The organism is Pseudomonas sp. EL_65y_Pfl1_R83 (genome assembly GCF_963970695.1).
In the GTDB taxonomy this organism is placed as follows: Bacteria; Pseudomonadota; Gammaproteobacteria; order Pseudomonadales; family Pseudomonadaceae; genus Aquipseudomonas; species Aquipseudomonas tritici.
In genome coordinates, this window is sequence record NZ_CAXAQI010000023.1 from 66,431 (window position 1) to 90,055 (window position 23,625).

General features: G+C 57.9%; 20 protein-coding genes and 4 pseudogenes. 14 read left to right on the top strand and 10 right to left on the bottom strand.

The annotated features are described in order from the left end of the window. Positions 1 to 610: 610 nt before the first annotated feature. Entirely contained in the window at positions 611 to 2,113 is a 1,503-nt protein-coding gene (locus tag AACY08_RS25375; protein ID WP_339471916.1) for a nucleobase:cation symporter-2 family protein, read from the bottom strand. 158 nt (positions 2,114 to 2,271) lie between these two features. Here AACY08_RS25375 and AACY08_RS25380 point away from each other — a divergent pair, with 158 nt between their 5' ends. Then, positions 2,272 to 3,105, top strand: coding sequence for a nucleoside-binding protein (locus AACY08_RS25380; RefSeq protein ID WP_339471919.1), 834 nt, complete (start codon positions 2,272 to 2,274; stop codon positions 3,103 to 3,105). Positions 3,106 to 3,147: 42 nt separating this feature from the next. Here the strand turns inward: AACY08_RS25380 and punC are convergent, their stop codons facing one another. Then, the gene (gene punC / locus AACY08_RS25385) at positions 3,148 to 4,332 is read right to left on the bottom strand and encodes a purine nucleoside transporter PunC (RefSeq protein WP_339471921.1); all 1,185 of its coding nucleotides are present in this window, start codon (positions 4,330 to 4,332) and stop codon (positions 3,148 to 3,150) included. Positions 4,333 to 4,454: 122 nt separating this feature from the next. On the opposite strand from punC, the gene punR reads away from it, so the two are divergent. After that, entirely contained in the window at positions 4,455 to 5,378 is a 924-nt protein-coding gene (gene punR / locus AACY08_RS25390; protein WP_339414839.1) for a DNA-binding transcriptional activator PunR, read from the top strand. Here punR and AACY08_RS25395 read toward each other — a convergent pair. Further along, positions 5,350 to 6,528 carry an aspartate aminotransferase family protein gene (locus AACY08_RS25395; protein ID WP_339471922.1) on the bottom strand — a complete coding sequence of 393 codons (1,179 nt, stop codon included), beginning with the start codon at positions 6,526 to 6,528 and terminating at the stop codon, positions 5,350 to 5,352. The two genes, punR and AACY08_RS25395, sit on opposite strands and share 29 nt — an antisense overlap. Positions 6,529 to 6,630: 102 nt before the next feature. On the opposite strand from AACY08_RS25395, the gene AACY08_RS25400 reads away from it, so the two are divergent. After that, positions 6,631 to 7,536: a LysR family transcriptional regulator gene (locus AACY08_RS25400; RefSeq protein WP_339471923.1), complete on the top strand. Its 906-nt coding sequence runs from the start codon at positions 6,631 to 6,633 to the stop codon at positions 7,534 to 7,536. Here AACY08_RS25400 and AACY08_RS25405 read toward each other — a convergent pair. Beyond that, a complete protein-coding gene (locus AACY08_RS25405) occupies positions 7,533 to 8,156 on the bottom strand; it encodes an HAD family hydrolase (RefSeq protein WP_339471925.1) in 624 nt (207 codons plus the stop codon). The genes AACY08_RS25400 and AACY08_RS25405 overlap by 4 nt on opposite strands. Before the next feature lie 296 nt (positions 8,157 to 8,452). Here AACY08_RS25405 and AACY08_RS25410 point away from each other — a divergent pair, with 296 nt between their 5' ends. Beyond that, positions 8,453 to 9,688, top strand: coding sequence for an anthrax toxin-like adenylyl cyclase domain-containing protein (locus AACY08_RS25410; RefSeq protein WP_339471927.1), 1,236 nt, complete (start codon positions 8,453 to 8,455; stop codon positions 9,686 to 9,688). A 64-nt stretch (positions 9,689 to 9,752) separates the two neighbouring features. Here the strand turns inward: AACY08_RS25410 and fabV are convergent, their stop codons facing one another. After that, the gene (gene fabV, locus AACY08_RS25415; RefSeq protein ID WP_339471928.1) at positions 9,753 to 10,946 is read right to left on the bottom strand and encodes an enoyl-ACP reductase FabV; all 1,194 of its coding nucleotides are present in this window, start codon (positions 10,944 to 10,946) and stop codon (positions 9,753 to 9,755) included. A gap of 309 nt (positions 10,947 to 11,255) precedes the next feature. On the opposite strand from fabV, the gene AACY08_RS30680 reads away from it, so the two are divergent. From AACY08_RS30680 to AACY08_RS25435, 5 genes and pseudogenes are all read left to right on the top strand, one after another. Next, positions 11,256 to 11,432, top strand: coding sequence for a hypothetical protein (locus tag AACY08_RS30680; RefSeq protein WP_445261423.1), 177 nt, complete (start codon positions 11,256 to 11,258; stop codon positions 11,430 to 11,432). Further along, positions 11,420 to 11,599 (top strand): annotated as a pseudogene (locus AACY08_RS30685) (aspartyl/asparaginyl beta-hydroxylase domain-containing protein); the annotation flags it as partial. The gene AACY08_RS30680 and the pseudogene AACY08_RS30685, both read left to right, overlap by 13 nt. 150 nt (positions 11,600 to 11,749) lie before the next feature. Beyond that, positions 11,750 to 13,123, top strand: coding sequence for a nucleotide 5'-monophosphate nucleosidase PpnN (gene ppnN, locus AACY08_RS25425; RefSeq protein WP_339414844.1), 1,374 nt, complete (start codon positions 11,750 to 11,752; stop codon positions 13,121 to 13,123). Positions 13,124 to 13,296: 173 nt separating this feature from the next. After that, a complete protein-coding gene (locus tag AACY08_RS25430) occupies positions 13,297 to 13,554 on the top strand; it encodes an AbrB/MazE/SpoVT family DNA-binding domain-containing protein (RefSeq protein ID WP_339471929.1) in 258 nt (85 codons plus the stop codon). After that, positions 13,551 to 13,773 (top strand): annotated as a pseudogene (locus AACY08_RS25435) (VapC toxin family PIN domain ribonuclease); the annotation flags it as partial. The gene AACY08_RS25430 and the pseudogene AACY08_RS25435, both read left to right, overlap by 4 nt. A 154-nt stretch (positions 13,774 to 13,927) precedes the next feature. On the opposite strand, the gene AACY08_RS25440 reads toward AACY08_RS25435, so the two are convergent. Both AACY08_RS25440 and AACY08_RS25445 read right to left on the bottom strand, forming a co-directional pair. Further along, positions 13,928 to 14,257: a YXWGXW repeat-containing protein gene (locus AACY08_RS25440; protein ID WP_049709392.1), complete on the bottom strand. Its 330-nt coding sequence runs from the start codon at positions 14,255 to 14,257 to the stop codon at positions 13,928 to 13,930. 129 nt (positions 14,258 to 14,386) lie between these two features. Then, on the bottom strand, positions 14,387 to 15,286 hold the full coding sequence (locus AACY08_RS25445) for a DMT family transporter (protein ID WP_339471930.1): 900 nt from the start codon (positions 15,284 to 15,286) through the stop codon (positions 14,387 to 14,389). A gap of 97 nt (positions 15,287 to 15,383) precedes the next feature. Here AACY08_RS25445 and AACY08_RS25450 point away from each other — a divergent pair, with 97 nt between their 5' ends. Beyond that, positions 15,384 to 16,232 (top strand): LysR family transcriptional regulator, encoded by an 849-nt coding sequence (locus AACY08_RS25450; protein WP_339471931.1) that lies wholly within the window; start codon positions 15,384 to 15,386, stop codon positions 16,230 to 16,232. Positions 16,233 to 16,236: 4 nt separating this feature from the next. Here AACY08_RS25450 and AACY08_RS25455 read toward each other — a convergent pair. After that, positions 16,237 to 16,710 (bottom strand): annotated as a pseudogene (locus AACY08_RS25455) (LysR family transcriptional regulator). Here AACY08_RS25455 and AACY08_RS25460 point away from each other — a divergent pair. Next, a pseudogene (locus tag AACY08_RS25460) lies at positions 16,709 to 16,979 on the top strand (NADP oxidoreductase); the annotation flags it as partial. The pseudogenes AACY08_RS25455 and AACY08_RS25460 sit on opposite strands and share 2 nt — an antisense overlap. An 86-nt stretch (positions 16,980 to 17,065) precedes the next feature. Here AACY08_RS25460 and mqo read toward each other — a convergent pair. Then, a complete protein-coding gene (gene mqo, locus AACY08_RS25465) occupies positions 17,066 to 18,712 on the bottom strand; it encodes a malate dehydrogenase (quinone) (protein ID WP_339471932.1) in 1,647 nt (548 codons plus the stop codon). A gap of 424 nt (positions 18,713 to 19,136) precedes the next feature. Here mqo and AACY08_RS25470 point away from each other — a divergent pair, with 424 nt between their 5' ends. The 3 genes from AACY08_RS25470 (at position 19,137) to AACY08_RS25480 (ending at position 22,299) form a co-directional block, all read left to right on the top strand. Beyond that, a complete protein-coding gene (locus AACY08_RS25470) occupies positions 19,137 to 20,324 on the top strand; it encodes an MFS transporter (protein ID WP_339471933.1) in 1,188 nt (395 codons plus the stop codon). A gap of 196 nt (positions 20,325 to 20,520) precedes the next feature. Beyond that, positions 20,521 to 21,177 (top strand): Wzz/FepE/Etk N-terminal domain-containing protein, encoded by a 657-nt coding sequence (locus AACY08_RS25475; protein WP_339438678.1) that lies wholly within the window; start codon positions 20,521 to 20,523, stop codon positions 21,175 to 21,177. Positions 21,178 to 21,459: 282 nt separating this feature from the next. Continuing rightward, positions 21,460 to 22,299: a hypothetical protein gene (locus AACY08_RS25480; protein WP_339471934.1), complete on the top strand. Its 840-nt coding sequence runs from the start codon at positions 21,460 to 21,462 to the stop codon at positions 22,297 to 22,299. A 56-nt stretch (positions 22,300 to 22,355) separates the two neighbouring features. Here AACY08_RS25480 and AACY08_RS25485 read toward each other — a convergent pair whose 3' ends face one another. Further along, positions 22,356 to 22,568 (bottom strand): hypothetical protein, encoded by a 213-nt coding sequence (locus tag AACY08_RS25485; protein WP_339471935.1) that lies wholly within the window; start codon positions 22,566 to 22,568, stop codon positions 22,356 to 22,358. Positions 22,569 to 23,625: the final 1,057 nt, after the last annotated feature.

Sequence of the window (23,625 nt, forward strand, 5' to 3'; positions counted from 1 at the left end):
CTGGCTTGCCTGCGATGACCATAGGTATCTACACATTTTTGAGGACTGTGTTAAACCTGTGGCGAGGGAGCTTGTTCCCGTGGCGACCTGATAGTCGATCGAGCCTTATCAGGTGTAAATCGATCAAAGTGTGTGCGGGCTTGCTCGCGAAGGCGATGTGTCAGGCGATAGAGTTTTTTGGTCGGGGAACATATCCATTGCTGCGGTAACGGCCTCCTAGGGTTCCGCTCTTACAGCGGGTCACTTTTGGAAGGACCCAAAAGTAACCAAAAGGTCCTCGCCCCACCACTCGGCACCTCGCCCAGGCTCGGTGTGCCCGAACGCAGGCTTGAATCCGTGGGCCGCCGCAATGGGCCATCCTTGGCCCAGTGCGGCTAACCCGGCGTCCTGCCGTGTTACCCACGGATTCAAGCCTGCGTTCGGCCAGCGTGGTTGACGGGGCGCCTGAGATCAAAATCACAAGCCAGATCAAAAGCCAAAGCGGCAGCGCAGCCAAATTTGGGTATCGACCAATATTTGTGTAGATACCTATGCTGCGATGACGGCGTTGAATTCACCCTTGCTATCTATCGCAGGCAAGCCAGCTCCCACACTGCCCCCCTGTTCGGCGTCAGACCTCGGTGGTTTCTGTCTTCGGCGCTTTCCTCGCCACATCCGCCACCAACGGAATTTCTTTACCCTCGGCATCAAACAATTTGCCGCCCCTGAAATAATCCCCTTCACGCAGTGATGACACATCTCGGGCGCTCAAACTGCGGTCTGTGCCTGCCACAAACACCGACTGCTGGTCCGAGTTACCAGCGGTGAAGTGGTTGAACGCCAGGTTCAGCAGGATCGCCATGATCGCCGACGAGCTGATACCCGAGTGAAAGATGGTCGCGAACCAGCTGGGGAATTGATCGTAAAAACTGGGCGCTGCGATGGGGATCATGCCAAAACCGATGGAGGTGGCAACAATGATCAGGTTCATGTTGTTGCGGTAGTCCACCTTGGACAAGGTGCGGATACCACTCGCCGCCACGGTACCGAACAACACAATCCCCGCCCCGCCCAGTACGGATGTCGGCACCGCCGCAATCACCCGCCCCATGAACGGCAACAAGCCGAGAATCACCAGAAACAGCCCGCCCGTGGCCACTACAAAACGGCTCTTCACCCCGGTAACCGCGACCAGGCCGACGTTCTGGGCGAAGGCGCTCTGGGTGAACGAACCAAAGATCGGCGCGAACATACTCGACAACATATCGGCGCGCAGGCCGTTGCCCAAGCGTTTGGAATCGACCTTGGTGTCAATGATCTCACCCACCGCCAGGATGTCCGCCGAGGTCTCGACCAAGGTCACCATCACCACGATGCACATGGAGATGATCGCGGCCACATGGAAGGTAGGCATGCCGAAATGGAATGGCGCAGGGAAACCGAACATCGGCCCCTGGGTCACGCCGGAGAAATCAGCCATGCCGAGGAACACCGCGATCACCGTACCGATCACCATTGCCAGTAGGATCGACAAACGTGAAATGGTAGCGCTGCCGATTTTGCTCAGCAGCAACACCAGCACCAGGGTCAATGCCGCCAGGCCGATATTGGGCATGCTGCCGAAATCCGCAGCGCGACTGTTGCCGCCCATGGCCCAGCGCGCCGCGACCGGCATCAGGGTCAGGCCGATGGTGGTGATCACAATGCCCGTGACCAACGGCGGGAAAAACTTGGTAATCCGAGAGAACAACGGGGTTATCAGCAACCCGATAAGCGACGCGGCCATCACCGCCCCGAGAATCGCCGGTATCCCGCCGGCGCCATCACTGCCGACAATCGCCACCATGGTCGCCACGCCAGCAAACGACACGCCCTGCACCAGCGGCAACTGACACCCAAAGAACGGCAGGCCCAAGGTCTGCAACAGCGTGGCCAGGCCACCGGCAAACAACGATGCGGCAATCAACAAGCCGATATCCGCCGGCGACAACCCGGCCGCCTGGCCGACGATCAACGGTACCGCGACGATGCCGCCGTACATGGTGAGTACATGTTGCAGGCCGTAAGCCATGTTGGCGGCGACGCCGAGATTCTCATCTTCTGGCCGCTGCGGTGACGCCTTCGGGTTAGTCATGGTGAGGGGCTCTCTGTTTTTGTTGTGCGGCCACTGTATGCAATGTACGGACTGGATGTCCATAGAGTTGTATACAATCACCCGGACAAGTTACCCTCCGCCGGCGTTACAAAAACAATTCGGCCGTGATGAGCCAGAACGCCAAAGGACCCAGGACAATGAAAAAGGCATTACAGGGCGCCACCGTTGCACTCACCCTTCTCGGCGGCGGGGAGGCCGTCGCGGTGGAATGGATGAACAACAGCGTAGGGTTTCGCTACGGCCAGCAGTTCACCAATCCGAATAACCCCGACGAATTCAGCAAGCGCATCTACAGCTTCACCCACGCCAGTGGCTACCGATACGGCAGCAATTTCCTCAACCTCGATGTGTTCCTGTCCGACAGCCGAGACCCGCGCAAGGGCACTGATCATGGGGGGAGTGAGGTGTACGCGGTGTACCGCCACCAGCTGTACGCATCGCGGGTATTCGATGTGCCGCTGGGTACCGGCCCGGTCAAGGATTACGCGCTGACGTTGGGCTTCGATGCCAACCGCAACAACAACTTCGCTTCAGCAAAAAAACGCGCGCTGGTGATCGGCCCCACCTTGAAGTTCAACACCGTCGGTGTGCTGGACCTGAGCCTGATGTACTACAAGGAGAGGAACCACACCGGCATCCCCGGTGCGCAGGAGTCGAACCACACCTTCGACGATACCTACATGCTCAACCTGACCTGGATGCGACCGTTCGAGATCGCCAATCACGCGGCGAAATTCCAGGGTTTTATCAATTATGTCGGGGAAAAAGGTGAGGACTACCACGGCCGCGACACCGCGCCCGAAGCCCTGATGCGCACGGCGCTGATGGTGGCGGTGCGACCGGGTAAGAATGTGAAGCCAAACCTGTATCTCGGGGTGGGTTACGAGTACTGGCATAACAAGTTCGGCGTGGACGGCGGCCGGGGTAGCCGCACATCGACGCCGACGGTGAATCTGGAAATCACCTTTTAATCCCTGAAGCAATCCGATCAAGTGTGGGATCCGACTGTCACTTCAGGCTTGTGCCAGTGCCGAATTACCCTTTTTGGGCCGCGCCAACCAGTACCCCAACACCGCCAGCGGCGCGGTTGCCAGCATCACGATGGCGGTAATCAGGAGCGGCTGGTCGATCATCGATGACACGATCAAGCTGCCGAGAAAGCACAGACCCAGTTGCAGGGTGTTTTGCAGTGCCGCGGCTTTGCCGGAATTTTCCGCAAACGGCATCAGCGCATTCGCCACCACGATGGGGTAACTGGCACCGTTGACCAGGGCCATCAAGCAGAACGGCATCAGCAAGGTGGTCAGCGTCGGCACAGTCAAGGTGGCAACCAGGTACAGCGCCACCATGCTGATGCAATACGCCAGCAGCAACCATGGCAATAGCGTCTTGCCCTGAAAATGCTGCAGCGCGCTGCGGCAACTGTAGCCACCCACCAGAAACGCTAATGTGGGCAGCAGATAGCTCAGCCCGATGTCATTCGGGCTGTAGCCCATGTCGCCAAGGATGAAAGGCGAAGCCGTCAGCCAGGCGAAGAAGCTGGCCGAGCACGCGGCGAAGATCATGACGTTGCCGGTAAACACGCGAGAAGTCAGCAACTGCCCGTAGCCGAGGTGCGAAGGCTCGCTCTTCTCTGCCTGACGTTTCGGAGGGGTGCGCAGGAACAATGTCGGCAACAGCAACAACAGCGACACCCCCAGCAATACGCCGAAGATCGCCTGCCAGCCAAAGTGATTCAAAACCATTGCGCCCAACAGCGGCGCCAACGCCGGTGACAGCGACATCAGCGGCATGATGCTGGCGAACACGCGGTGAGCCTTGTCGGCCGGGTAGCGGTCGATCACCAGGGCCTGCCAACTCACGGCGGCGGAACACACGCCAATCGCCTGCATAAAGCGCAGCGCCAGCAGTTGCGGCGCCGTCTCGACCCAGAACATGCCTGCGCAGCCCAGCACAAACAGGCTCAGGCCTGCGAGCAGGATCGGCTTGCGCCCCAACCGGTCCGACAGCGGCCCCCACAGCAACTGCCCCACCGCAAAGCCGGCGAGGAAAATACTCAAGCTGGCGCCCACTGCACCGGCGCCAATCTGCAACTGCTCGCCCATCGCGCCGAACGCTGGCAAATACATGTCCATGGCGAGATAACCAAGCATGCTCAGCCCCGCCAGATACCAAATGAAACCAAAAGAATTTTTCATTGAAGCCTTGTCAATCCTGCCATCAAACTATTTGCTGACTGGCACCCATTATGAAGCTGACAGTTTCTGTGTGAAGCGATAATAATTGGACATTCTTATCAATAAATTTGAAGGCAGCCGCTATGTGGTCCGAATACTCCCTGGATGTTGTGGATGCCGTGGCGCGCCATGGCAGCTTCAGCGCCGCGGCCCAGGAGTTACACCGGGTGCCGTCGGCCATCAGCTACACCGTGCGTCAGCTCGAGGAGTGGCTGGCGGTGCCACTGTTCGTGCGACGCCATCGGGATGTAGAACTGACACCTGCCGGCCGTTTATTTATAGACGAGGCCCGGAGCGTGATGAAAAAAATGCTCGGCACGCGGCGGCTGTGCCAGCAGGTGGCCAATGGCTGGAGCGGCCAGCTGAAGGTGGCGGTGGATTCCATCGTCAAACCCCAGCGTTGCCGACAGTTGGTATTGGATTTCTATCGGCAGTTTCCCGAGGTGGAATTGCTGCTGGAATACGAGGTGTACAACGGAGTGTGGGATGCCCTGGCGGATGAGCGCACTGACATCGTGATCGGTGCCACCAGTGCAGTGCCAGTGGCCAGTCACTTCACTTTCCGCGACATGGGCTTGTTGAACTGGCTGTGCGTGGTCAGCGCGCGGCATCCGTTGGCGAGCGTCGAGGGGTTGCTGAGTGACGACCAACTGCGCCCCTTCGCCTCGCTGTGCATGACCGACACCTCACGCAACCTGCCCAAGCGCGACACGTGGACCCTGGATAACCAGCGGCGTCTGGTGGTGCCGAACTGGGCCTCGGCGATCGATTGCCTGCGCGATGGCTTGTGCGTTGGCATGGCGCCGGCGCATCAAGTGCTGCCGTGGATCGAACGGGGCGAGTTGGTGGCGCTGCAATTGAGCCGGCCGTTTCCGGCCAGCCCGTCGTGTGTGGCTTGGGCGCAGAGCAAACTGTCCCCGGCCATGGCGTGGTTGTTGGAGTACCTGGGAGATACTGAAACCATGAATCAGGAATGGCTCAATGGGCCTGATCCAGTAACCGGGTGATGGCGCGCACGATCATCTCGACCTCCTTGGCATCCAGGGTCAACGGCGGCAGCAGGCGAATGACCTTGCCCCGCGTCACGTTGATCAGCAGGCCGTGTTCCCGGGCCGCACGCAGAGCCAAGTCGCGGTAAGGACTGGCCAGCTCTATACCGATCATCAAACCCAGCCCGCGAATCGCCAGCACGTGCGAGTGCTCACTCAACTCCACCCGCAACCGCGCGAGCAAACGCTCACCCTGCTGCGCCGCGTTCTGCAGCAAGCCTTGCTCCTCGATAATGTCCAGCACCGTGCAAGCCACCCGACACGCCAATGGGTTGCCGCCGAAAGTGCTGCCGTGACTGCCCGGTGTAAACAATTGCGCCACGGCGGCCCGTGCCAGGCAGGCGCCGATGGGTACGCCATTGCCGAGACCTTTGGCCAGGGTCATCACGTCCGGGAAAATGCCTTCATGCTGGAAGGCAAACCAGGCGCCCGTGCGGCCGATGCCGGTCTGGATCTCATCCAGCATCATCAGCCAGCCGTGGCGTGTGCAGTGATCGCGCAGGGCTTTGAGGTGGCCAGGCGGCGGCGGCAGTACGCCACTTTCGCCCTGGATCGGCTCCAGCAGGACCGCCGCGATGCGCGTGCCAAACGCTTTTGTGACCGCCTCGATCGCGGCGATATCACCAAAGCTCACCTTGAGAAAGTCCCCCGGCAAACGCTGGAAGCCCAAGCGCACCGATGGCCCATCGCTGGCGGCCATCGTGCCCAGCGTACGGCCATGAAAGGCATTTTCCATCACCACCACCAACGGCGCTTCGATGCCTTTTTTCCAGCCATGCAGCCGCGCCAACTTCAGCGCTGTTTCGTTAGCCTCGGCCCCGGAATTGTTGAAAAAGGCACGGTCCAGGCCAGACAACTGGGTGAGACGCTGGGCCAGCTTCTGTTGCCAGTCAATGCTGTAGAGGTTGGATGTATGCAACAGCAAACCCGCTTGTTCGCTGATCGCCGTCACCAGCCTGGGGTGCGAGTGGCCGACATTGGTCACCGCCACTCCGGCCACCGCATCAAGGTATTCGCGGCCCTGCTGGTCCCACAAGCGTGTGCCCAGGCCACGGGTAAAACTCAGGGCCAAGGGTTGGTAAGTGGTCATCAGGCAGGCGGCGGTCATGGTGTGGGCTCCAGTACTTCGTTGTGATGGGTGCAGTATCGTTAGCCACCCGAGCTGGATAAACTGTGCATTCGTGCAATGACTTTAAATCAAGGCTTGATAATGGATCTGTTCCAGGCGATGTCGGTGTACGTTAAGGTGGTCGAGACCGGCAGCATGACCGCAGCGGCCCAGGCCTGCAGCATGTCGACCACCATGGTCGGCAACCACCTGCGAGCCCTGGAACAGCGACTGGGCGTCAGCCTGCTAAAGCGCACCACGCGCAAACAAAGCCTTACGGAATTTGGCGGGCAGTATTATCAGCGCTGTCTGGAAGTGTTGGGGCTGGTGGCCGACTCCGAGCAGCTCGCCGAGCAAGCCAACAGCGACATCCCCAAAGGCACCCTGCGCATCACCGCCCCACCCGTGTTCGGCACCGAACAACTTACACCGGCCTTGAGCGAATTTTCCCGACGCTACCCGCTGGTCAACCTTTACGTGGTGCTGAGCAATGAGCGGATGGACCTGGTCGACAGCGGCTTCGATGTCGCGATCCGACTTGGCGAACTGGAAACCTCCAGCCTGATCGCCAGGCCGATGCAGGCCTACACCCTAACGCTCTGTGCGTCACCGGCCTACCTGGCGCGACGTGGCACGCCGCAGACGCCCGATGACCTGCGCCAGCACGACTGCCTGGCGTTCGCCTACCCGGCAAGTGACAACTGGCGCGACACCGACAAACTGTGGCGCATGACCGGCGAAGGCGTCGAGGTGGAGGTTCCGGTGTCCGGTTCATTGACCATCAACAGCTCGCAAGGTTTGCGCCAGGCAGCCGTCAACGGCATGGGCATCATCATGCTGGCCGATGCACTGGTGCAGCCGGATCTGGAGAGTGGCAAGCTAGTGGCCTTGTTAACCACTTATCGACTGCCCAGCCGCCCGATGCACCTGCTCTACGGTCAGGACCGTTATCGCCTGCCCAAGTTACGCGCCTTCGTCGATTTCGCTATGGAAAAGTGGGCACGCTAGAAGCCCACGCCCAACTCACGCAATCGCGCGGCAGTGCGCTCAGCCGATACGTGGTGGATACCTTGCCAACCGAGGGCGACGGCCGCGTCGATATTGCCGGCGACATCATCGATAAACACCACTTCAGCCGGCTGGATATTCGGCAGGTGGGCCCGTACCTGGCGGAGGCTGGCATGGTAGATCGCTGCGTCAGGCTTGATCATCTTCAGTTCGCCGGACACCACGATGTCGCGAAAGTACTGCAGGAACGGGTAATTGGCCCGTGCATAGGGGAACGTCTCGGCGGACCAATTGGTGAGTCCGAACAGCGGCATATCAACATGGTGCAACGCCTTGAGGATCGCCACGCCTTCCGGTAGCGGGCCGCGCAGCATCTCGTGCCAACGGTCGTAATAGGCTTGGATCAAACGCTCATGATGCGGGTACTGCTCGATCAGGCTGCGGGTGCCTTCAGCCAGTGTGCGACCGGCATCTTGCTCGGTGTTCCAGGCCTGGGTGCAAATGTGCTCGAGAAACCATTGCCGTTCGTAATCGTCGGTAATCAACTTGCGGTACAGGTGCTGCGGGCTCCAATCGAACAGGACACCGCCGAAATCAAAAACCACTGCGCGAATTGTCATACGTCCCTCCCCTGAGTGTGATGCGCCAGTCTCGCATGCCAGCGAAACCACGCCGCACGTAAACAAGCGTAGGACCGCTCTGATAATTTCACGGGTCGCGCACAGCAAAAAGAGCACCGCCTCCGAATATCCCGGCCTTCCGCGCTCTTTTTCCGACTGTGCTTAAAACAGCTCGTAATACTTGTTCTTCCCCACAAAAAGAAGACTTCTTTAGTGTGCCCCGTGCAATAGAAGGAATGCTTTGGTCTGGAAGGGATCATCCAACGTGTCTATTAAACATAGCTTGGAGATATTCAATGAAAGGCGTAATGACCCCTGCTATTTCCCCTTCCGCACTCAGCATGGATACCTTGCAACACGCTCAACCCAGCCAGTCGACTGACACCGCTCAAGCGACAAAGAAATCGATAAACGTCGCATTTGAGCGTGCACGCGAAAAAACCGGAATAATGTCGAGCCATCTTATTCCCCTGCATAAAATTGCGCTGGCGACCAACTCCATCATTGGCGTACGCCCTGTGGAAACCGTCGCAACCGGGCTGATAGAAGCCGGTCATCCCACCAAGGACTTTCATATCAAGGGTAAAAGCGCCAATTGGGGACCACAAGCCGGCTTGATCTGCACGGACCAGGCCTTCAGCAAGCTCGAAAAATTCAAGAGCGATGCACCCGGCAAAGTCAGCCGCGCCAATGAGCAAATCCAGGAGTGCATCAACGACGGGCATGCCGTCGCAATTCCCTTGAAGCTCTCGCGCAGTCGTCTTGGCGAATTGATGAAGCTCGGCCAGATCACTCAACTGGCATCGAACGAGCACGAAGGCACGCTGCGTTTCAACGCGAAGGGGCCAAGTCAGCAGCTGTATGCATTCGAAGGCAAACGCCTGTCACCGTTAGAAGACAACTACCTCATTACCCATGAGGGCAAGCCCGTTGAAGTGCTCGCGAAAAAGGCCGATGGCAAGGCACTGACGGCTGACTATGACTTGCACATGGTGGCGCCGCACCTCAGTGACTTCGGCCCCCAGGATTTAATCCCGGTGCCCGATATTGCGCACAGCGTTTTCACAGAACGAGTCAATCGCTACAGACACCAACAATCGGGCGACAAGACTGTCCATGTGCCGAAAGAGTTACGCGCAGACTATGAGAGCGCCGCATATTTTTATCGAAAGGAAGATCCAGACCTGGGTAATGTCACGCCGCGAGTCAAGCAAATGATCGAGCTGATTAATCAGAGATTGGTCGGCAATGGAGAGCGGGTGGTCCACCACAGCACGGATTCCGGAAACCCGGTAACGGAAGTGGCCGCCAACTATCCGGCAACGTTCTTCTTACCGACGAAGCTCGGGCGCTTCGATGAAATCAGCATCATCAACGACGGCAAGGAAATGGCGGAACTAATAAAGACGGCGAAGGACAGTGGCTATCACGTGCCACTCAATCCACTTTGGGAGAGAGAAGTGGTCGGTATCAAGCGCTCTGGTTTCACCCACGCCCAAGAGCGGCTGGCGTCAGCCTTTCGCCAAGGCTGACGCTCTGTGCGCTTACAAACAGCAGCCTCATAACAGGGTTATCGAGGCTGCTGTCTAAGCCGTCTTATGCCGAGATGAGACCGTTGATCTTCACGGTCGGATTGACGTCAGCGTCGTAGTCCACACCGTCGACTTCAAAGCCGAACAAGCGCAGGAATTCAGCCTTGTAGCCGGCAAAATCGCTGATCTCGTTGACGTTGTCGTCGCTGACCTGGTTCCACAGTGCAGCGACGGCGTCCTGGACTTTAGGTTCCAGCTCGGCAAGGTCGGCACGCAGGCGGCCGTCTGCGTCGAGTTTCGGCTGGCTGCCGTACAGGCTGTCCTTGAACAGACCGTAGACTTGTTCGATGCAACCTTCGTGGGTGCCCTGCTCTTTCATCACTTTGAACAGTAACGACAGGTACAGCGGCATGATCGGGATTGCCGAGCTGGCCTGGGTCACCACAGCCTTGAGCACCGACACACGGGCGTCGCCCTTGAGTGCAGCAAGGTTGTCGCGCAGGGTCAGGACTTTTTTATCCAAGTCTTTCTTGGCTTCGCCGATGGAGCCGTTCCAGTAGATATCCTGGGTCAGTTTCTCGCCGAGGTAGGTGAACGCAGTGGTCTTGGCGCCTTCGGCCAGGACGTCGGCGTCACGCAGGGCGTCGATCCACAGCTGCCAGTCTTCGCCACCCATCACTTTGACGGTGCCGTCGATTTCTTCCTGGGTCGCAGGCTCCAGGGTGGTGTCGACCACAACGCCCTTGTCGGTGTTGATACCGCGCAGGGTCACGGCCTTGCCAATCGGCTTGAGGGTGGAAGTGTGCACCACGCCTTGCGGGTCGGTACGGCGTGGCGCGGCCAGGCTGTAGACGACCAGGTCGATCTTACCGAGGTCTTTCTTGATGGTTTCGATGGTCAGGCGCTTGATCTCGTTGGAGAAGGCGTCGCCGTTGATGCTCTTGGCGTACAGGCCTTTTTCGACAGCGAACTTCTCAAACGCGGCACTGTTGTACCAGCCAGCGGAGCTCAGCTTGCCTTCTTCGCCTTCTTTTTCAAAAAACACGCCCAGGGTGTCGGCGCCGCAGCCAAACGCAGCACTGATACGCGCGGCCAGGCCATAGCCGGTGGATGCGCCGAGAACCAGCACCTTCTTCGGGCCGCCTTCGATGGCGCCGTGCTCAGTGACGTAGTCAATCTGTTCCTTGACGTTCGCTTCACAGCCTACAGGGTGAGCGGTCACACAGATAAACCCACGAACCCGCGGTTTGATGATCATAAAATTTCTGCCTCTTCCAAGGTGCCGAAGGCCAGTGGTGGCCATTCAACTTCAATCGTACCGGTCTATGACGTCCGAAAAACCGAAGCGTCACGATAGTCGCAAATCTTCCGTTTACAAAATCCAATCCACACAGTGCAGCCAGGGTTAAAAACTGTGTAGAGCCTTCACAATTTCGCACTATTTAAAACGCCTAACAGACGCCGAACGCCTTATCATGACGCAGTTGTTTCAATATGTTTCAAATCCCCACCACTCGCGGCCACGGATCCGGACCTGTCGAATGGCGTCCTGCTGGAGCTGAGTTAGATGAACAAGCCTGCTTTGCGTAAAAAGGCAGTATCGGTCGCCTGGGTATTCGGCGTGCTGCTGATTATTGATATTTTCCCCGAGACCACCCTGGTATTTCTCGGCCTGGTAGTGATCTGCGGCCTTTACGATTTCCTGCGTAATGGCTTGTATGACGCGCCCTCGATGACACGTTAATGCATGCGTCTTTCAACAAAAACGATGCAAAGCGTTACTGCCTGTTTATCGATATCCTGCGGCCGACCCCGCTGCCCTTGGTTCTCAATACCGTAATCGCTGGATTTGCCGGGATGGTCTTTACCCGGCGTCGGGTTTTCTACAAAAACTGGAAGCTGATTCAGTAAGTTCTGCGGCATTATGGTGCTGGACGGTGTTTGCGCTTGGCCTCGCGCCTGAGGTAAACATCCGTCTCGTGCGTCCGAATTCGGCGCCCACCATTCTCAAGCCATCGCGGCCCTGTGCGGGTGCGGTGGCTGTGCTTTCAAGGATTAAGAATGCCCCAACGTCAAGTCATCAATGCTTCCGTCAGCCCCAAGGGCAGCCTCGAAACCCTGTCCCAACGTGAAGTGCAGCAACTGAGCGAAGCCGGTTCCGGTAGCATCTACACCCTGTTCCGACAGTGCGCCCTGGCTATCCTCAACACTGGCGCGCACATCGACAACGCCAAGACCATTCTCGACGCCTACAAGGATTTTGAGGTTCGTATCCACCAGCAGGACCGCGGTGTTCGCCTGGAATTGCTGAATGCCCCTGCCGACGCATTCGTCGATGGCGAAATGATCGCCAGCACCCGCGAAATGCTGTTCAGCGCCCTGCGTGACATCGTCTATACCGAGAATGAACTGGACAGCCAGCGCATCGACCTGAGCAATTCCCAGGGCATCACCGATTACGTATTCCACCTGCTGCGCAACGCCCGTACGCTGCGCCCGGGTGTCGAGCCGAAGATTGTAGTGTGCTGGGGCGGGCACTCGATCAATACCGAAGAATACAAATACACCAAGAAGGTCGGCCACGAGCTTGGACTGCGCAGTCTCGACGTGTGCACCGGCTGCGGCCCTGGCGTGATGAAAGGCCCGATGAAAGGCGCGACCATTGCCCATGCCAAGCAACGCATCACCGGCGGGCGCTATCTGGGGCTGACCGAGCCGGGCATCATCGCCGCCGAAGCGCCGAACCCGATCGTCAATGAGCTGGTGATCCTGCCGGATATCGAAAAGCGCCTGGAAGCCTTCGTCCGTGTAGGCCACGGCATCATCATCTTCCCGGGCGGCGCCGGCACGGCCGAAGAGTTCCTGTACCTGCTGGGCATCCTGATGCACCCGGACAACCGCGACCTGCCGTTTCCGGTCATCCTCACCGGGCCAAAAGACGCGGCCCCGTACCTGCAACAACTGCACGCATTTGTCGGCGCCACCCTGGGCGAGGCGGCCCAGGCGCACTACCAGATCATCATCGACGACCCGGCCGAAGTGGCCCGCCAGATGACCATTGGCCTCAAGGCGGTGAAGCAGTTCCGTCGCGAACGTAACGACGCCTTCCACTTCAACTGGCTGCTGAAAATCGATGAGGGCTTCCAGCGCCCGTTCGACCCGACGCACGAAAACATGGCCAGCCTTCAGTTGAGCCACTCGCTGCCACCCCACGAACTCGCCGCCAATTTGCGCCGTGCTTTCTCGGGAATCGTGGCGGGTAACGTGAAAGACAAGGGCATCCGCCTGATCGAGCAGAACGGCCCTTATGAGATCCATGGCGACCCGGCCATCATGAAACCGCTGGACGAATTGTTGAAGGCGTTTGTAGCCCAACACCGTATGAAGCTACCAGGCGGTGCGGCGTATGTGCCGTGCTATCGCGTGGCGCAGTAAACCGACGGTTTCAGTCATAAGTTGTAGCGCTTTAAGGGCTTTTAGGAGCGTGCAGGTGGCGTGAGTCGGGCTAAGGTTTTTACGTGTCCCGACTCACACACACCAGGGAGAAGCCTATGGACCAACGGATCTTGTCCACCATCAATCCTTACCCTAAGGTAAGGAGCATCACGATGGAGATCTTCAACATGGCCACCGCCACACTTACTTCGAAAGGGCAAATCACCATTCCCGTTCAGGTCAGAACCGCCCTGGGTCTGGAAACAGGAGACCGCGTTGAATTCGTTGAAATGGAGGACGGTAAATTTTCCATCATGGCAGCGAGCAACACCGTACACGACCTCAAAGGCCTGATCCGAAAACCTGCCAACGCCGTCTCACTGGATGAAATGAACCGCGCCATCGCGGCACAAGGAGCGAAAGCTGGATGATCGGGCTGGATACCAATGTGCTGGTTCGCTATGTCACCCAGGATGATCCCATCCGCGTTGATCGAATCGCTCACCACCTTTTCACCAGGTTTTGTCAGCTTGGTGTCCGTGGTGGAACTGGTGTGGGTTTTACAAAGTTGTTACCCGTCAGCCAAGAGTGATGTGGTAACTGTTCTGGAAACGCTGTTGCGCACCCGTGAGTTGACCATTGAGCACGCTGCGGCAGGCATGAAACGACTGGCCTGAGGCTTGCCGTTGCAGCGGCACTCAGGTCAAAGCGAACGCTATAAAGAGCCGAGCACCGAACAACTAAGCTCGGCGCTGTTACGCGAGGTTCGGCTGCCAGGCACCAGGACGCCGATCCAGCCAAGGCTCAGCGAACCCAACCGCCGCCCTGCCAGTGATACCCATCATTACGTTGCACCCAGTGTGGATGCACATAGCGGTAACCCTCGCGTACCGGCTCCCAATGACCATGGACCGCGACGTAGCGCCCACCTTCCCAGCGCCAGTAACCCCGTGACCATACATAGCCGTAGCGCACGGGCGGTTCGACTTCGATCACCTGCACCGGCGGCGGTTGCGGCGCAACGACTTCCACATACTCACGTTGAACCGGCCTGCGCTCATGCACGACGCGCTCTTGCACACACCCGGATGCGGCGACAACCATGGCCGCCAATGCGGCATAACGTAGCAACATACAAAACCCTCGGACGCTGACGCCCAAACACCTGCAAAATTGAAAATGCCCCCTTTTCCAGCCGCTCTCCTGATCGGCCATGGGTATTTTTTAACAGGTAGTGTCTGTCAGCTTGCTGAACCATGGGCCTCAGGAAGTGCATGCGACGGTCGGTTGCTTCATACGCACCAGAAGCATCCCGACGACCACTACGCCAATGCCGGCATAGGTCGATGCCTCAATCACGTCGCCAAACATCAGCGCCGCCCACACGAGGGTGACCGGCGGTTCCAGATAGACCAACGCTGCCACGTGCGTTGCGGTCATCACGCGCAGCAGCATCCACAGGCTCAAGTAGGCGACAAAGGTGGAAAACACTGTCAGCCAGACAATCGAGATCAGTACGTCGGGATCATGGGGAATGCTCAATGTATCGGTATAGAGCACAGCCCCCGTGAAGCCGATCAAGGTCAGCAGCGATTGGACGAACAGCGGCAGGACCAGGCCCACGTCCTCGCGATGCACGGTACGCCGCTCGTACAGGGTGGCCAGTGTCAGCCCAAATGCCGCCGCCAATGGCAACAGATACATCACCAGACCCACGCCTTGACCACCGCTGCCGGACTGTCCGGCGATAACAATCGACACCCCGACAAAGCTGATCGTCAGCCCTATCCACTGCCAGCGACCACTGCGCTCGGCAGCGCTGCCGGTCGACAGCGCCGCCGTCATCAACGGCTGCAGCGCAGCGATAATCGCGGCAATTCCGGGGGGCAAACCATTTTGGATCGCTACGTAGAGGCACGTCAGGTACAGAAACTGCGATAGGAAACCGATGATGGCGTAATGGCGAATCTGCACCCATGAAAGCTTCAACAACCTGACGTTCAAGAACAAGCTCAAGCACACAGTGACCAACAGGAACCGCCAGAACAGCAGGTTGAATGCGCCACCGCCCTGGGTGCCCAGCTTGGCGCCGATATAACCTGAACTCCACGACAAGACAAACGCCCCTTGCAACAACACACGCACCGCAGTTGAGTGCTTCATACAGCCTCCAGCCTTCGACATTGACGTAAAGGCTAAGGGCGGAGCATGATTCTGTATATTTGAATAACCAGCACCACAAATCCGGAAAAATGGGATCATGGCCAAACAGCTGAATATCGACCTATTGCGGACCTTCCACGCTGTAGCACGTTTTGGTCGTTTCAACGAGGCGGCCGAGCATGTGCACCGCAGCGCGTCGACGGTGACCACGCAAATTCAAAAGCTGGAAGATCAGGTCGGCCAGCGCCTGTTCAGTCGCAGCAACCAAGGTGTGGAGCTGACGCTCTATGGCAAGAAACTGCTGGGCGAAACCACGGAGTTTCTCAAGAGCCATGACCGCCTGCTGATCTCGCTGATGCCACAGCGCATGGAGGGCAAAATCCGCCTGGGAATACCTGACACCTACGCGCCCGACTTCATTGAGGACTTCCTGCCGCAATTGATCGCTGACAACCCGCTGCTGGAGTTGGAAGTCGAAGCACGCACCAGCGGTGAATTGCTGGATTTGTTTATGACCAACCAGTTGGACCTCGCTATCACTGTCAGTGCCACCCCCTTGGCGCAGGGCGAGCGACTGGGCCCCGTGCAACCGCTATGGGTCGCCGCCAGGCACTTTCACTATTCGCCGAACGCGGCGCTGCCCGTCACCGTCCCCATCTCTGGCTGCCCCTACCGAGCGGCGGCCTTACGGGTGTTGAAAGAGCACGGTATCTATCACCGCGTATTGCTGCAAAGCCCCAACTCGACAGCGGTCGAAGCCTGTATCCGCAGCGGCGTGGCCGTCGGCCTGATCGAAGAAAGCCGCATGGGCGACGAGCTGACTCAGGTAATTGACGGGCTCAAGTTACCGCCGCTGCCGGTTCACCATCTGTACCTGTTGTGCGATGCCAGCAACGTGTTGGCATCGCATCTGTACGACCAAGTCAAACACGGATTCCACATTTGAGCTCTCACGCCGGGCCGAAGCGCTCCAGCACAGCCTCGACAAAACCTCGCAATTTAGCAGTACGTTGCCGATTCGCGGTGTAGACCAAATGCATGGCCCGGCTCGGCGCGTCAAAGTCCGGCAGCACCCGCACCAAGTCGCCCCTCGCTAACGCCGTACGCAGGAAGTCTTACGGACCGAGCACAATGCCGAAACCATCCAGGGCGGCCGACAGGGCGGTGATTTTCAGCTTGCCACGCGGCGTGTCATTCAAGATCTGCGCGAGAGAGTCGGCAGCCTCGGCCGCCGTCAGGATGTGCTTGCACCGTTCGTAATACGCGCTACCCAACTCTGTAAGGCTTTGCCTTCGCGTAGTGCGGTTGAGCAAGCGCACACCCAGCCGTTGTTCCAACGCGGTGACATGCTTGGCCACCCTCTGCGCAGACATGCCCAAACGCTCGGCCGCGCGGGCGTAGGAACCCAGCTCAGCAGCCATCATGAGCAGTGAGCTGAGCGGCGTACTGGGGGTTCACAAGTGGGCAGCGCAGATGATGCCGCACAATTTGGCGATGTGGTGCTCGTGGAGATTCCCCTCGAGCATTACCGCAGTGTGCCTGCGCACTGGCTGGAGGGTAAACGGTGCTGGACGCCAATAATTACTGTCTCAACCTCGATGGGCATATCCCGGAACTGGACCGTTTTGAAACCACCACCAGCCGGCTGCTTGCTGACCATTTGCCGCATTCACACGTGGTGAAAGTGTTCAACGTGCCGGCCGTTGAGCGAACCCACAGCCGCGCATAAAAAAGCCCGCTGACCGTTACCGGTTCAGCGGGCTTTTTCTTAGCCGTTACTTACAGCGCCAGGTCAGACGCTGCCTTGCTCGGCTCAGCCGCAGGCTTGGCAGCCTCGGTCGCCTTTGGAGCAGCCGCTTGCGGAATCACAGGCGGTGTAGGCAGTTGCAGGACACCGGCGGTGTAGGCCCATTCCTTGGCAACCGCTTCTGGGCTGTCGTTCAGCTTGGTGCCGTAGCTCGGTACGATCTGGTGCAGTTTGGCCTGCCACTCAGGGGTCGCAACCTTGTCCTTGAACACTTTCTGCAGCACGGTCAGCATGATCGGAGCCGCGGTCGACGCGCCTGGCGATGCGCCCAACAGGCCTGCGATGGTGTTGTCGGCAGAGCTGACCACTTCGGTTCCGAGTTTCAGGACGCCGCCCAGCTCTTCGTCACGCTTGATGATCTGCACGCGCTGGCCGGCCTGCCACAGGCGCCAGTCGGATTGCTTGGCGTTCGGGAAGTACTCTTGCAGTGCCTTGAAGCGGTCGTCATCCGACAGCATCAGTTGACCAGCGAGGTACTCGACCAGCGGGTATTCACGAATACCGACTTTGGTCATGGGCCAGATGTTGTGGGTGGTGGTGCTGGTCAGCAGGTCCAGGTACGAGCCTTCTTTGAGGAACTTGGTGGAGAAGGTCGCGAATGGGCCAAACAGGATGACGCGCTTGCCATCCAGCACTCGGGTGTCCAAGTGCGGAACCGACATCGGTGGCGCGCCAACCGAAGCCTTACCGTAGGCCTTGGCCATGTGCTGCTCGGCGATGGCCGTGTTATCGGTCACCAGGAACGAGCCGCCCACCGGGAAGCCCGCGTATTCCTTGGCTTCAGGAATGCCCGACTTTTGCAGCAGGTGCAGTGCACCGCCGCCGGCGCCGATGAACACGAACTTGGCGTCGGTTTCAGTCTTGGTGCCGTCTTTCAGGTTTTTGTAGCTCACACGCCACGAACCGTCGGCGTTCTTGGTGATGTCCTGCACTTCGCTCGACAGTTTCAAGTCAAACTTCGGCGTGGTTTGCAGGTGGGCGACGAACTGGCGGGTGATCTCGCCGAAGTTCATGTCGGTACCCAGCGGGCTCCAGGTGGCCGCGATTTTCTGGTTTGGGTCACGCCCTTCCATCATCAGCGGAACCCATTTGGCAATCTGCGCCGGGTCTTCGGAGTACTGCATGCCAGCGAACAGCGGGCTCGCTTGCAGGGCTTCGTAGCGTTTTTTCAGGAACTTGATGTTGTCATCGCCCCACACAAAGCTCATGTGCGGTGTGGAGTTGATGAACGAACGCGGGTTCTTCAGCACGCCCTGCTGGACCTGCCAGGACCAGAACTGACGGGAGATCTGGAACGCTTCGTTGATCTCGACCGCTTTCGGGATCTGAACGACGCCGCTGCTGTCTTCCGGGGTGTAGTTCAGCTCAGCCAGGGCCGAGTGACCGGTACCGGCGTTGTTCCAGCCGTTGGAGCTTTCTTCGGCAACGCCATCAAGGCGCTCGACCATTTCCATCGACCAGCCCGGCTCCAGCTCATTGAGCCATACACCCAGGGTCGCACTCATGATGCCGCCGCCGACCAGCAGCACATCGACTTTCTTTGCCTCTTCCGCGTGAACGGACGTGATCCCCATCGACAAAGCCAGCCCCAGCAGGGCAGTGTTTACTTTTTTAAACATCAGTAGCACCTATGATAAAACGCCATCCGCCCTACCGCCCCTGAGTCTTCAAGGTCGCAGGGTGGGCACACAAGACCGACGTATCGACCTTACTTTTAGTCCCTTCTGCGCTGACTTCTTATCATTATTGGCTTCAGCTACCTGGGCGACACCCAATCGCTGGGACGTATACGGATGTACGTACCCAGGAAAGGCTAGACCAGGACGGCGCGCAGAATATCACGGCAAACAGCGTTTATGCGCCGTTTGGCCAATTGACAGCTCTAAATCGAGGGTTTTAACGCACCGGTGTCAAGCTTGGCAGGCGCGACGTGGGGTCACAGGGCAGGAACTCTCACACAAAAGGCTGTTCTAGACACCTTTGTCGCTGCTTGCGTAGCATCGGCGGCTGTCCTTCGTGCGATCCATCCAAACAGAGTTACCCATGACTATCCAGCAAACACACGGGCACGTGCTGCCCGCGCGCAGTGCCGCCAAAATGGAAGCTGCCATGGCCGTGGGCGCTTTCGCTATCGGTACTGGCGAATTCGCGATCATGGGCCTGATGCCGGACATCGCCCACAACCTGAACCTCAGCGAACCGCAAGTCGGCCACGCCATCAGCGCCTACGCCCTCGGCGTGATGGTCGGCGCGCCACTCCTCGCCATCCTCGGCGCCAAATTGCTGCGCAAACACATGTTGCTGTTACTGATGGCCCTGTACGCCCTGGGCAACCTCGCCACCGCCTTCACCCCGACCTTCGGCTCACTGATCGCCTTCCGCTTTATCAGCGGCCTGCCCCACGGCGCCTACTTCGGCATTGCGGCCGTGGTGGCTTCAAGCATGGTGCCCAACGACAAACGCGCCGGCGCAGTCGCCCGCGTAATGATGGGCCTGACCCTGGCCATGCTGCTGGGCAACCCCATCGCCACCTTTCTCGGCCAACACCTGGGCTGGCGCTCCGCGTTCGCGCTGGTCAGCGTGATCGCCCTATGCACCATCGCGCTGGTCTGGCAATTCGTCCCCCACCGCCACGACGAACAACGCAGCGACCCACGCAAAGAATTGCGCGCGTTTACCAAACCCCAGGTGTGGATGGCCTTGTCCATTGGCGCCATTGGTTTTGCCGGGATGTTCTGCGTATTCAGCTACCTGGCGCCAACCATGCTCGAAGTGACCAAAGTATCGCCGCAGTGGATCCCCTTCGGCCTCGCCGCGTTTGGCGTGGGCGGCATCATCGGCAACATCGCCGGCGGCAAGCTGTTCGACCGCATGCAGTTCCGGGCGGTGGGTTTGATATTGGTTTGGTCGATGGCCGTGCTGCTGTTCTTCCCCTTCGCGGCGTCCTCGTTATGGGGCGTCCTGCTGAGCATGGGCCTCGTCGGCACCATGGTCGCCCTGGCTGCGCCGCTGCAAATCCGTCTGATGGACATCGCGCACGAAGCCCCGAGCCTGGCGGCGGCGTCCAATCATGCGGCGTTCAACCTGGCGAATGCACTGGGGCCGTGGTTGGGTGGGATGGCGATTACGGCTGGGTTGGGGTGGACGAGCACCGGGTATATCGGCGCGGTCACCGCACTGGTCGGGCTGGGCGTTTACCTGATAGCGCGACGGATGCAGGGTGGGCATTGAGGAACGATCTCGTAGCCTGGCTGATCCTATGGCCGATAGCTTAGGTTAGGGGCGCAGCAGCTTGGAGCGAACCAGTGTAGCGTCGCTCCGAACCCACCAGGTAAGAGTCATTCCCATCTTGCATTTGCCGCACAATTTCGCGGGCGTATTTTGTTTTTTTCTCTACAATCCCGGAACGTAATTAAAGGAATTTTTCGTGAGCAGTCCAACGCATTCAAACGACCGCCCCAACGATGATGAAATTGATTTGATTCCACTTATCCAAGCATTGTGGGCAAGCAAGATTACGATTATCGCCACAACCATCGTGGGCGCCGCTGCTTCATTAGCGCTTTACGCCTCGTCACCTGAACAGTGGACGGCCAGCACCTACATTACCAAGCCATCCTTGTACAGTTTATATAAAGAAGTGAACAAAAAGGACGCTCCAGCCACAGCAGATCCACTGTCGCTGGAAACTAAGCTGTACAGCACCATACAAAATGATATTTTCTATTCCGCCATGGGTGTCATGGCAGCCAATTCCGTTGCCCTGAAAGACACCCCTCCCAAATCAGGTGGAAGTGAACCCGTTCTTTATATCGCTTCCATCACTGCGACCACGGCAGCGCTGGCTTCATCCCAGCTGAAATCCGCCATGGATAACGCCAACACTCAAGCCATAGCACTGAACCTGCCGGCATTGGCTGCGGGCAATACGCTAAAGGCATTCACTACCCTGGATGAAATCAAAACGTCCACCACTAAGAACACCAAAAAGTATGCCTTCCTGGGTGCCTTTTTAGGGCTGATACTCGGAAGCGTCTTTGTACTAGGCAGGTTTTTTATTCGGCAGTACAAGCAGTCAAACTGATGGAAGGCTGTATTACAGAAACTCTGTCGATCAGGAAATAGCCAGCGCAGACCAGCAGGGAAGTGGAATAACGGCCTTAAGCCATTATTTCGCCGCGCACGTTTTTTTCACGGCAATTTTTTTGATGAGGTCGCGAAAAGCCCAGGACTCATACAGGCACGTCAAGATAAAAAGACTAGCATCAGCGGCCATTTAAATTCTGTTCAGGCAATGTTCAGGTTGGATCCAATGGCGCCAGCCTGTAATATCCTTGTCATATTCATGATATGACAAGGACGTGTTTTGAGCTTTCCCGACAGCAGCGTGCTCCAGAACTTCCCCTCTACGCTCAACCACCGCAACGCCACGATCTTCATCACGGAGAGTGCCGACGACAGCGCCCAGCAGGCGATTCAAGACCTGATCGACACTCGCTATCAGCTCAAAGATCGCGTCAGCGCTCCGCTGAAAGGGATGGAGAATGACCTGTTCGCCAAGTCCCAACCGCTCGACAGCCTCAAACCAAAACTGAGAGTGACATTCGGCCGCTCAAAGCGCGACGGCACATTCGACTGGCCAGTCGAAGAAGTCATCAACACCCTCGGCGCACAGAAACGTGGCGCTCCGGTTGCTGGCCTGTATGGCTTCGGCTACAGAAAGTCGGCATTGGGTTTGATCCAGGAATTCTTCATCTTCACCCAAATGCTGGATGGCTACCTCAACGGACTGGAATGGCTCAAGCAGGAGCGCGACATCCAGAGCCTGATCAGCGCTTCTTTCAAACTGCTGCACTGCCTGCACGGCAAAGGCGTGGTGCACATGGATTTCTGGGCCAACAACGTGATGGTCAACTTAGAACAGCCCACTCTCGCCAAGGCCATCGACCTGGAAAACTGTTTCCTCACCCCGTCGGATTTCCTGAGTGAGGTCTTGGCCTTTCAATTCGGATTCTTTTACCGGCGGGAAATTTTTCGGTTCGTGATCGAGGAGGATTACGACCGGATGGTTGTAGACGAGTTGGCCAAATATGCGGGCGTTGATCAGGAGCGTTTTGACGAGGTGTACGCAGCAAGCAAACATGAAACTATCAGCCGCCGAGCACGGCGCGAGATTTTCCATAAAGGAATCGTCGTGACGAGCTAACGCTTGTGGCGACAGTCGCTGCGCCCGCTGGGCTGCGCAGCAGCACCTTTGCTGCATCAATCGTCGTGAAGTAGCCCCGACCCGAACTCGCCATAACTGCTTCCAAGCCCACCGCCTCCAAAATTCATTCTGTCGGCGTTTTTGGGGCTGTGGTCACCGAACGCTTGGCAGCCCCCGGTAAAACAAGGATCGCTGCTCACGCCTGACGAACAAGCGCTCAAAAGCAACGTGCAAGCAACCATCACGACCTTGACGAGGTTCGATATCATATTTTCAATTCCCTATGGGCTGGAGGCGCGGGAGTCGTCCCTTAGGGAGGATCGTAGACCTCAAGGACGCAGAGGATGATGAAACTTTGCGCAGTGACAGCGTGGGTTCAGGTTGCCGGCTTGAGGCAAGGCGGCGAGATAGAATGTTAGGCGGTAGATTCGACGTGCGCTTGGCTCGGTAGACGACGGGGGCGTTTAACGCAATTAACTGCAGTCCCCAAAAGCTCTGTTTCCGGAAACAGCCTCCCCGACAGCTGACATGCATCCCTGATAAACTGCGCCCCATTCGCCTCGTTGACTCAGATCCCCAATGCCCCTACAAACAGCTCCCCTCTCCCGCCGCTTCTCCGTTGCCCTCATGATGGATTGGAATTACGAATCCTGTAGGCCACGTATTCCTTGCTCTACAGAGCCGGCCTGAAAGCTGCGTACCACTTTCGTACCAACACTACTTCCAAGCAGTGACGCCATGCTCCTCACGACAGGCGGCAATCGGCCCAGAGTGTGTAAATACTTACCAAGAACGTGCGCACTGAGGTAAAGCTAGTCTGTAGATCTCAAACCGAAGGGATGCTGTCGAATGACGGGATCTTCTAGAACCAGTGTGCGTGCATTTTCGAAAGAAATTCAGGGGTAATCGGCAGACTGGATGCTGAACCGATGACCGAGTCGATCCCGCACTTCGGACACAGAGCGGTGCTATCTAGATCAACCCACTCAGTGATTTCTGAGGGCGAAAACACACCTAAGCAGTAAAAACAGCCACAGTGATCGCTTGCTTCAATTTGAGTACGGTGATTTGTAGAAAATAGGTGCGCTGAAATCACATCCATGGGCAAGTCCTTAAACTCCAAATTTACTAACATTTCTTTCTTGCATCAGAGTACATCAAGGGCCGTCCAACGTTGTTACGATTGCCCAAAGTGATAATGCGGATTCCACGGCCATCCGGCCACCTATTCCATAAACATCCGGCCACTGATTCCAAGATGATCCGGCCACCCATTCCACGCTCATCCGGCCACCCTTAAGGCAGGCAGCAACGCAGGATTAATTC